The organism is bacterium (assembly GCA_035691305.1).
GTDB lineage: Bacteria > Sysuimicrobiota > Sysuimicrobiia > Sysuimicrobiales > Segetimicrobiaceae > DASSJF01.
The window spans coordinates 9,809-21,901 of the sequence record DASSJF010000027.1; the positions used below are offsets into that span (position 1 = coordinate 9,809).

A 12,093-nucleotide genomic window follows, 5' to 3' on the forward strand; every position below is an offset into this window, starting at 1 on the left:
TCCCCGCCGGTCAACCCACCGGCTGCTGCTGTTCCAGCCGCTCGGCCTCCTCCAACCGGACCGAGACGATGTGCGACACGCCCGGCTCCTCCATTGTCACGCCGAACAGCACGTCGCACGACTCCATCGTTGCCTTGTTGTGCGTGATGATGATGATCTGGGTCTGCTCCGAGAGCTCGCGCAGCACCTGCGCCACCTTGCGCGTGTTCGCCTCGTCGAGGGCGGCCTCGACCTCGTCGAAGACGCAGAACGGACTCGGCCGGACGCGGAGCATGGCGAAGATCAGCGCGAGCGACACCATCACGCGCTCGCCGCCGCTCAGCGCGCTCAGGCTGCGGAGGTTCTTCCCCGGCGGCTGTACGACGATGTCGATGCCGGGCTCGTCGCTGCCGTCCACCGCCACGAGGTCCAGGCCGGCGCTGCCGCCGCCGAAGAGGCGCACGAACAGGCCGCTGAACTCCTCGTTGACGGCCCGGTAAGTCTCGTCGAACCGCTCGCGGATCACCGTTTCGAGATCCGTGATCAGGCCGCGCAGCGCGTCGAGCGCGCCGGCGACGTCGCCGTACTGCTCGCGCAGCGCGTCGGCGCGCGCCGCCGCGGCGCGGTGCTCCTCGATCGCGATCAGGTTGACCGGGCCGAGCGCGCCGATCAGGCCGCGCAGCGCCTCGATGCGCCCGAGCGTCTCGTCCCGCTCGATCGACGCCGGCGCCTCGGCCTCCGCGCGGTCGAACGGCAGCCCGAACTCTTCCTCGATCCGGCGCCGGACGCCGTTCATCTCCGCGTCGACCTGCGCCTGCCGGAGCTCCACGCGGTGCGCGTCCTCGGCGAGCGTGTCGGCGCGCCCCGCCGCCTCGGCGTGCTGTTGTTCCACCTCGGCCCGGCGCGCGGCCACCGCGGCGCGTTCCTCGTCGAGCGCCGCGAGCGAGGCGTCGAGGCGCCGGCCCTCCTCGATCAGGGCGGCGCGGCGTTCCCGGGCGGCGGCCTCCTCCGCGGCGAGGGCCGCGGCTTCGGCGTCCAAGCCGGTGCCTTCCAGTTCCAGCGCGCGTCGCCGCTCCTCGGCCGCGGCGAGGCTCCGCTCCGCCTCGGCGGCGCGCGCCCTGAGGCCCGCCCGGCGCCCTTCCAGCTCCGTAATAGCCAGCCGGGCGTCCGTCAGGGATTCTCCCGCGGCCCGCGCGGCGGCGGCGTGGTCGCGCAGTCTGGCGGTCAGCGTCGCGGCCTCGCCTTCCAGTCCCGCGATCCGCTGTTCGAGCACGGCCGTCTCCGCCGCGACCCGATCGCGAACCTGCTCCTGCGCGCGAACCGCATCCTCGGCGGCCCGCGCCTCCGCGGCGAGCGCCGACAACTCGTCCTCGATCCGCCCGCGTTCGGCGTCGAGCAGAACGAGGCGCCGGTCGGCCTCGCTGCGCCGGTCGGCCTCCGACGTGATGCCGGCGTCGGCCTCGGCCACGGCCGCCTCCGTCTGCCGCAGACGCCCGGTGGCCGCGTCGACCCGCGAGGCGAAGTCCCGCACGGCGGCGTCCAAACGCTCCAGCGCGGCGCGCGCTTCGGCGATCTCGTCCGCCCGGCCGACGGTGCCCGACTGTCCGGACGAGCGGCGGCCGGTGGTGACGACTCCGAGCGGCGAGACCGCGGCGCCCTCGACGGTGACGATGCGGCCGGCGAAGCCCGCGGCCCGGATGCGCATCGCGGCGTCGAGGTCGCGCGCCAGCACCGCGTCGCCGAGGAGCCCGCGCACCGCGCCGGCGTGCTCACCCTCGATCTCAACCAGATCGGAGAGGCGGCCGCCGAATCCGGGGTCGGCGGCGGCGCCCTGCGGCAGCGGCGGCGCCGCGACAGACCGCACGAGGGCGAGCGGCAGGAACGCGATCTCCCCCGCCTCCTCGCCGAGCGCCCGGCGGAGCCCGTGCGCGTCGGCGAGCGTGTCCACGATGAGAGCCGACGCGGCCGCGCCGAGCGCCGCCTCGACCGCCGAACGGATCTCCCGCGGTGCGCGAATCACCTCGGCGACCGCGGCGCGGAGCGCCGCGAACCGTTCGGGCTCCCGGCGGCGCGCGAGCAGCAGGTCCCGCGCGCCCGCGTCGTAGCCGCGGAACTGCGCATGCGCCTCCTCGAGAAACGCCAGGCGCGAGCGCAGCGCCTCGCGCTCCACCTCGATCCGACGCCCGGCGGCGAGCAGCTCGTCGCGCCGGGCTTCGCCCTCCGCACGCTCGTCGCGGAGCGTCCGCAGCGTGGTCCGGCGCGCTTCGAGCGCGGCCGTGATCCGGGCGAGATCCGCGGCGTGCGCCTCCCGCCGCGCCGCGAGCTCGGCGGCCTGCGCGTTCAGGTATTGCAGCCGGCCGGCGATCGCCGCGGCACGGTCGAGAAAGGCGGCGACGCGCGCCTCCGCGGTCGCCAGGTCGGTCTGCGCGCGGGTCCGCTCGTCGATAACGGCGCGGGCTTCGTCACGGGCCTGCGCGGCGCGGGCTTCGTCGCGGGCCGCCGTCTCCTCGAGACGGCGGAGCGCGACCTCGGCCGCGGCCACATCGCCGCGGCGGCGCTCCGCGTCGGCGGCAAGCACCCCGTCCTCCGCGGCGAGGCCGTCGCGCTCGCCGGCCAACCGCGCGGCCTCGGCGCCCTCGCGCGCGATCTCCGTATTGAGACGCGCCCGCTGCGCGGCGGCGCCGCGGCCCCGCTCGGCAAGCAGCTGCACGGCGGACTCTTCGGTCGCCCGCCGTTCGGTGAGCCGCACGAGCGACCGCTGCGCCTCGTCCCACCCGCGCCCGGCATCGGCGGCCCGGCCGTCGAGCGCCGCCCGCTCCCGGGCGAGCGCGGCGAGGGATTGCTCGACGTCCCGCCGCTTCGCCGCGATCTGTGCCAGCGACTCTTGAATACGTTTCTGCGCGCGGGCGAGGCGCCGGACTTCCTCGACCTGGACGGCCAGCTCGAGCCCGCGCAGCTCCTGCGTGTAGGCTTGGTACTGCCGCGCGGCCTCCGCCTGTTCGGCGAGGGTGGCGACCCGCGCGTCCTGCTCGGCGAGAATGTCCGCGACGCGCAGCAGCAGCTGGTCCGCCGCGGCCATCCGGCGCTCCGCCTCGTGCCGGCGGCGTTTGAACTTGGCCAGGCCCGCGGCTTCCTCAAGAATCATCCGGCGCTCTTCCGGCGTGGCGTCGAGCATCCGGTCTACCTCGCCCTGCGTCACGAGCGCGTACGTGTGCCCGCCGAGCCCGGTGCCGAGGAACATCGTCTGGATGTCGCGCAGCCGGCACGGGAGCGTGTTGATGAAGTACCGACTGTCCGCGGCGCGCATCGCGCGCCGGGTCACCGTCACCTCGGCGAACGCGAGCGGCGTCGGCGCGGCGTGCGCATCGTCGCCGTCCCCGTCGAGCGGCATCATGAGCGTGCTGTCCGTGTTGTCGAGCACGAGCGTCACGTCGGCCATCGCCAGCGGCCGGCGGCGTTCGCTTCCGGCGAAGATCACGTCTTCGTTGCGGACCCCCCGCAGCGCGCGCAGGCTGCCCTCGCCGAGAGCCCAGCGGATGCTGTCGAAGATGTTGCTCTTCCCGCTGCCGTTCGGCCCGACGATCGCGGTCAGGCGCGTCGAGAACTCGAGCGCCGTGCGATCCGCGAAGGTCTTGAACCCCGTGAGTTCGAGGCGCTTCAGGCGCACGTAAGGCCTCCCCCGGCGACGCTGTGGTGCGTCAGCAGGTCCTGGTAGACGATCAGCAGCCGGTCGGTGACCCGCGTCTCATCGTAGTCGGCCGCGGCCGCGCGGGCGGCCCCGCCCATCGCGCTGCGCCGCCCGGGCTGCGCGAGCAGATCGCGTACGGCCTCGGCGAACGTCGTGGGGTCGGCGGCGACGAGGCGGCCCGTCTCGCCGTCCCGCACCAGGTCGGACGATGCGGGCGCGCGGACCGCGACCACGGCGCAGCCCGCGGCCATCGCCTCGATCATCGCGATGCCGAACGTCTCGGTCGCCGACGGAAAGACGAAGAGGTCGGCCGCGGCCAACGCCTCCGCGACGACCGCCGGGGGCTGGGTCCCCGCGAAGACCGTGCGCCGGGCGAGGCCCGCGTGCCCGGCCTGCGCCTCGAGCGCGGCGCGTTCGGGCCCGTCGCCGACGAGCAGCAACCGGGTGTCGGACGGCAGCGCCGCCAGCGACGAGAGGAGCAGCCCGACGTTCTTCTCACGCGCCAGCCGCCCGACAAATACTAGGAGCGGCGCCCGAGGCGGGATTCCAAAGCGGCTGCGGACCGCGGCGCGCGCGTCAGCCCCGGGCCCGGCGGCCGCGAAGGCGGCGACGTCGATGCCGGTGCTCGGCACCACCGCGATCCGCACGCGCACGCCGGCTTCGCGCAGCAGCGACGCGATCGACGGCAGCGGCACCAGCACGCAGTCGCACTGGTTGCAGTAGGCGGTGGCATAGGCACTCACGAGAGGCCGCGCGAGGTCGCCCACAACCGGGGCGTAGTGCGCGTACTCGTCATACCGCGTGTGGTAGGTGAAGAGCACCGGCCGGCGGAGCGTGCGCGCCGCCCACCACCCCATACCGCCGAGCAGAAACGGTGAGTGTGTGTGGACAAGGTCGAGGCCCAGCGCGCGCACGGCGCGCATCGTCCGGCCAGGATACGGCAGCGCGAGCGGAAAATCGGGGTGCCCCGGCGGCGTGACCGACGGAACCCGCAACACGTCGGGATCCGCGTCGGCGTGGCCGGGATACGAAGGCGCCACGATGGACACCCGATGTCCCCGGCGCCGCAGCTGGCGGGCCGAGGTTTCCACCGCCGTGACGACGCCGCTCGTCCGCGGAAGATAGGAATCGGTGAACAGCCCGACGTGCACTTAGCCGGCCGGTTCGCCGCGCGCCTGCGACTGGATGTCGAGGAACCCGAGCAGTGCCGACAGCCGGAACCGCCGCTGGCCGCCCCCGGTGCGCAGGCACATCAGCTTGCCCTGATCCGTGTACCGGCGGACCGTCGCCTTACTGAGGTTCAGCACCGCGGCCGCCTCGTGCAGACTCAGCTCGGGATCGAGGAGCCGGCGGATGATCTCTTCACGACTCTCGGTGATCGGCCGGCGGCCTCCGCGGCCCCTGGCCCGCGGTCCGAGCTCCATCGGCAGGGCGTGCTGGTCCGGCCCGGCGCCGAGGGTCCGGCGGACCGCCTCCGCGCGCGCCTTGGCTTCGAGGGCGGCCCCGGGCACCGGCGGTGATTTCACCGTCGCCGGCGAGTTTGCCGGTACACCGTTCGCCGGCGCCGCGACGACGGCGCGGCCGCCGCCGTTCGGCCGGGCCCGTGTCAGCGGCACGACCGCGTTCGAGGACACGACGGTGCCGTTGGGCAAGGGGCCGGCGGATACGGTCGGTTCAGGTAGGGAAACATGCATCTGACGTTCGAGGTAGCGGTACCAGTCCCGCAACGTCTGCGCCATTGTATGCTCCGATGTATGCTGCGTAGGTTATTCTGCGTAAATGTCGAGGGGTAGGTTCGAGGGACGAACGAAAAATCCTGCGGGCGCACGCGGGTTTGTCGTCCGTTAGCCGCCCCGTCCGAGGGCCACGCGAAAGGCGTGGCTCGGCAGGTCCCGGGTGACGGTCTCCGCGATGAGGCGGCCGCAGGCCAGCAGGCCTTCCTGGTCGATGCCGGTCGCGACCCCCATGCCGCGCAGCATGAAGTTGGTGTCGTCCGTCGCGATGTTGCCGGTCGCGCCCGGGGCGAACGGACACCCCCCCAAGCCTCCGATCGCGGCGTCGAAGGTCGTCACGCCGGCGTCCATGCCGGCCAGCACGTTCGCGAGCCCCATGCCGCGCGTGTCGTGCAGGTGCAGTGCGAGGTGGACGCCAGGATAGGCCCGCACCACGCGCGCCGCGGCGCCCGCGACCTGGGCCGGCGTGCCGACCCCGATCGTGTCGCCGAGGCTGACGGACGTGATCCCGAGCGCCGTCGCGCGGTCGACGATCGCCTCCACCGCCCGGAGCGGAACGGGCCCGCTGTAGGGACAGCCGAACGCGACCGCTATGCCGGCCTCCACCTCCGCCCCCGGGACATCGCGGGCGGCGGCCGCGATCGCGGCGAGCTGCTCGAGCGACTGACCCACCGTCATGCGCACGTTCGCAGAGTTGAACGCGTCCGTGGCGCCGATGACGACCGTCACCGACCGGATCCCGGCCGCGAGCGCCCGCTCGAGGCCGCGCAGATTCGGAACGAGCGCCGATGCCCGCAACCCCGGCAGGCGCAGCGCCTCGCGCGCGACGTCCTCGGCATCGGCAAACTGCGGCACCGCTTTCGGAGAAACGAAGGACGTCACTTCCATGTCGCGCACCCCGGCGTCGTAGAGCGCGCGAACCACGCGGAGCTTGATCTCGGTCGGGATTAGGCGGCCGACGAGTTGGAACCCGTCGCGCGGTCCCACCTCGACGAGCGTCACGGACGGGGGGACGTTCACGGCTCCCGCCTCAGATCACGCCGCGATCCCGGAGCGCCTCGACGTCCCGGGTGTTCAGGCCGAGCAGCTCGCCGTAAACCTCGGTGTTGTGCTGGCCCTGGCGCGCCCCGGCCCACCCGATGCGTCCGGGGGTCCGGCTCATGAGGGGCACGACGCCGGACAGCGCGAGCGGTCCCACGTCCGGGTCGTCGATCTCCGCGACCGCGCCGCGCGCGCGGAACTGCGGGTCGGCGACCAGGCCGGCGATGTCGTAGACCGGCCCCGCCGGCACGCCGTGCTCGGCAAGCAGGTCGTTGAGGCGGCGCAGGTCGTATCGCGCCGTCCACTCACCGACCGCGGCGTCGAGTTCGACCTGGCGCCGACCGCGTCCCTGGTCGTTCGCGAGCCCGGCATCGGCTAGCCAGTCTTCGCGCCCCATCAGCGTCGCGAGCCGACGGAAGACGTTGTCGTTGTTCGCTCCGATCACGATGTACTGTCCGTCACGCGTCGGATAGATGCTGCTCGGCGCGACCCCGGGAAGGCCGGTACCGTGGCGCTGCGCGACATGCCCGAGCTTCTGATACGCCGGGAGCAGGTCGTCGAGCAAACTGAACGTCGCTTCCGTCAGCGCGACGTCGATCTCCTGGCCGCGGCCGCTTGTCCCGCGCTCGTGCACCGCGGCCGCCGCCGCAAACGCCCCGTAGAGCCCCGCGACCGTGTCGGCCAGCGCGAACCCGACGCGCGTCGGCGGCCGGTCGGGATAGCCGGTCAGAAACCGCACCCCGGAGACCGCCTCGGCGACACCGCCGAACCCCGCCCGGTTCCTGTAGGGGCCCGTCTGTCCGTAACCGCTGATGCGAACCATGATGAGCCGGGGGCACTCCGGTTCGACCTGCCCGTAGCCGAGTCCCCACCGTTCGAGGACCCCCGGCCGGAAGTTCTCCACTACGATGTCGGAGGCGGTGTAGAGTCGGCGGGCGAGCGCCTGCCCTTCCGCGGCGTGCAGATCCAGGGTCACCGCGCGCTTGTTCCGGTTCAACGTCTTCCATAGAAGAGAGTGGCCGCGGTACTGGCTGCGCCACCCCCGGACCGGGTCGCCCCGGCCCGGCTGCTCCACCTTGATCACGTCCGCGCCGAAGTCCCCAAGCACGCGGGCGCAGAACGGCCCGGCGATCATGTTCCCGAGGTCCAGGACGCGGAGCCCGGCGAGCGGGCCTGGGTCGGTCACCGCACCGCGGGGCGGGAACCGAGCACGCCGGATTTCCGAAGCCGGGCGATCTCCGGCCCGGTATAACCCGCCTCGGTCAGCACCTCGTCGGCGTGCTCATTGAGGATCGGCGGGACGCGGCGGATCTCGCCCGGCGTCTCGGACAGCTTGATCGGGATGCCGATCAGCTTGACGGTGCCGTGGACAGGATGGGGCTTCTCCACGAGCATCCCGTTGTGCAGCACTTGGGGATCCTGGAAAACCTCGGCGAGAGTGTAGATCGGGCCGCAGGCGACTCCCCGCTCGTTGAGATACCGCACCCATTCCGCGCTGGTGCGGCTCTGGAACGCCTCGGTCAGAATCTCGTTGAGGGCGGGGCGGTTTGCGACCCGCGCGTTCACGTTCGCAAATCGCGGATCCTCGGCGAGTTCCGGGCGGCCAATCGCGTCGCACAGGCGCCGCCACATCACTTCGTTGCCCGCGCAGAGGTTGAAAGCGCCCTGTTTGGTCTGGTACACGCCGAACGGCGACGCGAGCGGGTGGTGGTTGCCGGCCACGCCCGGCGGCGTGCCGGTCTCGAAGTACATCCCGGCGCTCCAGGTGAGCAGCGACACCATGGCGTCGAGAATCGAGACGTATACTTCCTGACCTTCCCCGGTCCGCTCGCGCGCAATCAGCGCGTAGAGAATGCCGCGGCAGGCCGTCATCGCGCAGTAGAGATCCGCGAGCGCGATCCCCGCGCGCGTCGGGCCGGTCGGCTCCTGGCCGGTGATGCTCATAAACCCCGACATGCCCTGCCCGACCTGGTCGAACCCCGGACGGCCGCTGTAGGGTCCGGTCTGGCCGAACCCCGTGACGCCGCAGTAAATGAGACGCGGATTCGCCTCCCGCAGCGCGCGCGAGCCGAAGCCGAGGCGCTCCATCACCCCGGGCCGGAAGTTCTCGATCACCACGTCGGCCTTGCGCGCGAGACGCAGGACGACCTCGCGGCCCTCGGGCTTCGTCGTGTCGAGAGCGATGCTGCGTTTGTTGCGGTTCGCGCCGGCGAAGAAGTAGCTATTGCCGACGAGGTTGGGGCGGAGCGTTTGGTTGCGTGAGTGATCCCCATCGAGCGGCTCGATCTTTACCACGTCGGCGCCGAAGTCACCGAGCTCCTGGGTGCAGAACGGACCGGCGAGATACCGCGTGAGATCCACCACCCGGATGCCGTCGAGCGGTCTCATCGCTAGCGGCCCTCGAACCGGGCGGGCTGGCGCGCCAGAAACGCGCGCACTCCCTCGCGATAGTCCGCGCTCTCGTACGCGGCTTCGATCAGAACGGCGATGTCACGGTCGGTCATCGTCCCCTCCCCGGCGAGATGCTGCAGCATGGCTTTCGCGCCCCGCTGCGAGAGCGGCGCCTGCTGCGCGAGCGTGCGGGCATAGACGTGCGCGGCCTGGTCGAGCTCGGCGGGCGCACACACGCGATTGACGAGCCCCATCGCGCGTGCCTCCTCGGCGTCGACGAGCCGGCCGCTGAACAGGAGATCACGCACGTGGCTCGGACCCACGAGGCGCGCGAGCCGCCGCGTCGCGTCCATGCCGTAGACGATCCCGAGCCGGGCCGCGGTGATGCCGAACCGTCCCCCCGGGTCCGTCCAGCGGAAGTCACAGGCGAGCGCAAGCTCGAGGCCGCCGCCGACGCAGAAGCCGTGGATCAGCGCGAGCGTCGGCTTGGGGAAGTCCACGAGCGCGCGCTCCGCCGCGGCGACGAGCGCGCTGTACGCGCGCGCGGACGCGGCGCTGTTCCGGACGTGCTCGAATTCGGAGATGTCCGCGCCCGACGCGAACGCCTCTTCGCCCGCGCCGCGCACGACGACCACTCGCACGGCCGCCTCCGAGGCGAGCGGCGCGAGAACGGCGGGCAGCGCCTCCCACATCGCAGCCGTGATCGCGTTGTGCTTATCCCGCCGGTTCAGCGTGAGAACCGCGATCGGCCCGTCGCGCGATACGCGTAGTTCTTCCATCGTAGAAACGTTGCTTCCGCGCGCCGGCGCGCCGCCTCCTGCCCTGTCTCGGCCGCCTTTCGCGGCCCTCCGCGGATTGTACGCGCCGCGCGCAGGGTGCTACAATGGGGCCCGCCGGGGAGTGGCGCAGCTTGGTAGCGCGCAGCGTTCGGGACGCTGAGGCCGAGGGTTCAAGTCCCTCCTCCCCGACCACCCGCTGTTCGTACTCATTCGTACATCAGCTTCCCGAAGGCTACTCATTCCCACGCCACCGCGTCACCGAGCCGCTCGTGAACGCGGCCGCGAAAATTTCGTCCTCGGTTCGGCCGCCCCAGTCGCGAGACGCAAGTGTCGCACGCAGCCGCGCGCCGACCCGCTCGGCATCGCTTCGCAGGTGCTCCTGGCCGACACCGGCCACCCTGCCGCCGTCTACGAAGGACCGGCCGTCTATGATCACCGTCCGAACGTCCCGCGAGGTCCCTGCGGTGATTCGGTGTGCCGCCTCGTTGACATGCTGTGAGGCGAGTTGGAGAAACAGCATTTTCTATTTGGAAGCCTCCGGTGGCTTCCTGCCCTGAGCGGCGGCCTCGTCCTTGATGCGGAAGGGAACTTCATTTCGAAGAGTGAACCGGGCGTCGCGCGAGGTGAACCGGAGGACGCGATGCCACTGTTCGCATTCCGTCAAGGGTTCGATGGGCCGTCGGGCGCGGTCAAAGCCACGCTCAGCCTCTCGAGCTCCGTTTCCCAGCTCCGCGAAGAGAACACGGAACAGGTAGCGCGCCTCCTGCAGGGCGCGGCGTACGAACTTTCCGGCCGGCTGGACGCCGTCATCGGCACTGGCGTCGACGGGCTCGTGGTGGAAACGGGGCGCATGATGCCGCCGCACGTCGAGATCCTCAAGGACGCCCTCGCCCGTGGGATCACCGTCGTCGTCGCGAACCCCTACTCGACCGGACGGCTCCACCGAGACACGTGCCGGCACGAGGGTGCGGAGGCGCACCTGCTATCGCTTGGCATGATCTTTGCCGGCACGTCCGGGCTCAAGACGCGCGTCAAGCTGACGGTCCTGCTGAGCGCTGGGCTCTCGCGCGAGCGCGTCCGCGACCTTTTTCACGAGGAGTGGCAGTAGGCCGGGCCGGCGGTCAGGCCGAAGGCAGGAGCAGCGTGCGGGCGCTGGCGGCGCAGTCGGCGACCGCCTTCTCGAGCGGCCACTGCGGCGCGTAGCCGAAATCGCGGCGGGCCCGGCTGATGTCCAGCACGCAGTAATGTCCCGGCGCAAAGTCGATGCCCGGTCCCACTTCGATGCGGGCCCCGGGCACGGCAGCCTGCACGGCCGCGGCGAAGCGTCCTGGCGTCACTGCCTCGCCCCGGCCGATGTTGTAAGCGGAGTGCTCGAGCAACGGCGCCGCGGCGGCCAGCACGAACGCGTGCGCGAGGTCCCGGACGTAGATAACGTCCATCTTGCGGTCGGCCCCACCGGGAAAAACGGTCGGCCGCCCGGTTACTGCGTTGCCAATCATGCCGTTCAGCATGCCCATCGCCCGACCGCCCGCACGCATCGTGCGTTCCGCCGCGAAGTAGATCGCGAACCGGAAGCCGGCGAATTCGATCCCAAACTGCTGGCGATAGAACCGCCCCATTCGTTCCGCGGCGTGCTTCCACACCTCGTACGGACGCGCCGGATCCAGCCAGTGGTCCTCGGGCACGGGTGTGTATGTCGGATGCCCGTACGGCGTCCCGTCGAAGTCAGGATAGACCGTCCGCGTGCTGGCCATGATGACCCGCTTGGCGCCCGTGAGCCGCGCCGCCTCGAGCACGTGCATCGTGCCGAGCATGTTCGAGCGGAACATCACCATCGGCTGATCGTTTGACGCCGCGCCGGTCAGCCCGCCGAGGTGCAGCACGGTGGTGACCGCGTGCCGAGCACAGATCGTCTTGAGGGCGTCAAGGTCGGCCACGTCGGCCTGGTAGTAGTCGAGCCGGTCGCCGTATTCCGCCACCAACCGCGCGCCGTCCGCCACGTCGACGACGATCGGCCGCTCGCCTTTGGCGAGCAGGTCGCGCACCACGTAGCCGCCCACGATTCCGGCACCGCCGGTCACCAAGATCTTCACAATAGCGCTCCTTCGCGAGGTTAGGCCGTGATGGATTTCCGCGCACGGAAGAACGCGGCGCGGGGCCGTGCGGTGACATGAAAGGGTTCAGGTGCCGCTCAGCGAAGTCCTTGGTACTTTGAAACACTATTCCGCGCGCAGCCACTCAACACCTCAGATTCACACGCCAGTTCCATAATCGGGCACATCCGCAGCCACGTGGAAAAAGGCGCAACGGATGATGCGCGCGATCGTTGAGTTCCGCGCCCAGCCCCACCACGTCGAGCCTTTTCGCACCGGCTCGCAGCTGCGCGGCACGAAGGTCGCGTATGTCGCGGGCGATCCGTCGATCAAGTTTGCCGAGAGGCGTTCCAGCGCCTCACGCTCTGGCCGGGGCCCGCTGCCGTAGG

General features: G+C 71.6%; 10 protein-coding genes and 1 tRNA gene. 3 read left to right on the forward strand and 8 right to left on the reverse strand.

Annotation, left to right across the window (positions count from 1 at the left end):
* Positions 1–10: 10 nt before the first annotated feature.
* From smc to VFL28_04685, 7 genes are all read right to left on the reverse strand, one after another.
* Positions 11–3,646 carry a chromosome segregation protein SMC gene (smc, locus tag VFL28_04655; GenBank protein HET7263937.1) on the reverse strand — a complete coding sequence of 1,212 codons (3,636 nt, stop codon included), beginning with the start codon at positions 3,644–3,646 and terminating at the stop codon, positions 11–13.
* On the reverse strand, positions 3,637–4,818 hold the full coding sequence (locus VFL28_04660) for a glycosyltransferase (protein HET7263938.1): 1,182 nt from the start codon (positions 4,816–4,818) through the stop codon (positions 3,637–3,639). Before VFL28_04660 ends, smc begins: the two co-directional genes overlap by 10 nt.
* Positions 4,819–5,406, reverse strand: coding sequence for a helix-turn-helix domain-containing protein (locus tag VFL28_04665; GenBank protein ID HET7263939.1), 588 nt, complete (start codon positions 5,404–5,406; stop codon positions 4,819–4,821).
* 105 nt (positions 5,407–5,511) lie between these two features.
* The gene (locus VFL28_04670) at positions 5,512–6,420 is read right to left on the reverse strand and encodes a hydroxymethylglutaryl-CoA lyase (GenBank protein ID HET7263940.1); all 909 of its coding nucleotides are present in this window, start codon (positions 6,418–6,420) and stop codon (positions 5,512–5,514) included.
* Positions 6,421–6,430: 10 nt separating this feature from the next.
* Complete coding sequence (locus tag VFL28_04675) at positions 6,431–7,627, reverse strand: CoA transferase (protein ID HET7263941.1); 1,197 nt, start codon at positions 7,625–7,627, stop codon at positions 6,431–6,433.
* The gene (locus VFL28_04680; GenBank protein HET7263942.1) at positions 7,624–8,829 is read right to left on the reverse strand and encodes a CoA transferase; all 1,206 of its coding nucleotides are present in this window, start codon (positions 8,827–8,829) and stop codon (positions 7,624–7,626) included. Before VFL28_04680 ends, VFL28_04675 begins: the two co-directional genes overlap by 4 nt.
* Positions 8,830–8,831: 2 nt before the next feature.
* Positions 8,832–9,611 (reverse strand): enoyl-CoA hydratase-related protein, encoded by a 780-nt coding sequence (locus tag VFL28_04685; GenBank protein HET7263943.1) that lies wholly within the window; start codon positions 9,609–9,611, stop codon positions 8,832–8,834.
* Between the two features lie 115 nt (positions 9,612–9,726).
* Here VFL28_04685 and VFL28_04690 point away from each other — a divergent pair.
* Together VFL28_04690 and VFL28_04695 are read left to right on the forward strand one after the other, a co-directional pair.
* Positions 9,727–9,803 (forward strand) — tRNA-Pro (locus VFL28_04690).
* 448 nt (positions 9,804–10,251) lie between these two features.
* Positions 10,252–10,719 carry a hypothetical protein gene (locus VFL28_04695; GenBank protein ID HET7263944.1) on the forward strand — a complete coding sequence of 156 codons (468 nt, stop codon included), beginning with the start codon at positions 10,252–10,254 and terminating at the stop codon, positions 10,717–10,719.
* 13 nt (positions 10,720–10,732) lie between these two features.
* On the opposite strand, the gene VFL28_04700 is transcribed toward VFL28_04695, so the two are convergent.
* Positions 10,733–11,704, reverse strand: coding sequence for an NAD(P)-dependent oxidoreductase (locus VFL28_04700; GenBank protein ID HET7263945.1), 972 nt, complete (start codon positions 11,702–11,704; stop codon positions 10,733–10,735).
* 217 nt (positions 11,705–11,921) lie between these two features.
* Between VFL28_04700 and VFL28_04705 the strand changes: the two genes are divergently transcribed.
* Positions 11,922–12,092, forward strand: a complete 171-nt coding sequence (locus VFL28_04705; GenBank protein HET7263946.1) for a hypothetical protein — start codon at positions 11,922–11,924, stop codon at positions 12,090–12,092.
* The last annotated feature ends 1 nt before the right edge of the window (position 12,093 follow it).

Excerpts from the sequence above, each read along its gene's own strand:
- VFL28_04665 (HET7263939.1), bottom strand. The coding sequence starts at position 5,406 with ATGGCGCAGACGTTGCGGGACTGGTACCGCTACCTCGAACGTCAGATG.
- VFL28_04695 (HET7263944.1), top strand. The coding sequence starts at position 10,252 with ATGCCACTGTTCGCATTCCGTCAAGGGTTCGATGGGCCGTCGGGCGCG.
- VFL28_04680 (HET7263942.1), bottom strand. The coding sequence starts at position 8,829 with ATGAGACCGCTCGACGGCATCCGGGTGGTGGATCTCACGCGGTATCTC.
- VFL28_04685 (HET7263943.1), bottom strand. The coding sequence starts at position 9,611 with ATGGAAGAACTACGCGTATCGCGCGACGGGCCGATCGCGGTTCTCACG.
- VFL28_04705 (HET7263946.1), top strand. The coding sequence starts at position 11,922 with ATGATGCGCGCGATCGTTGAGTTCCGCGCCCAGCCCCACCACGTCGAG.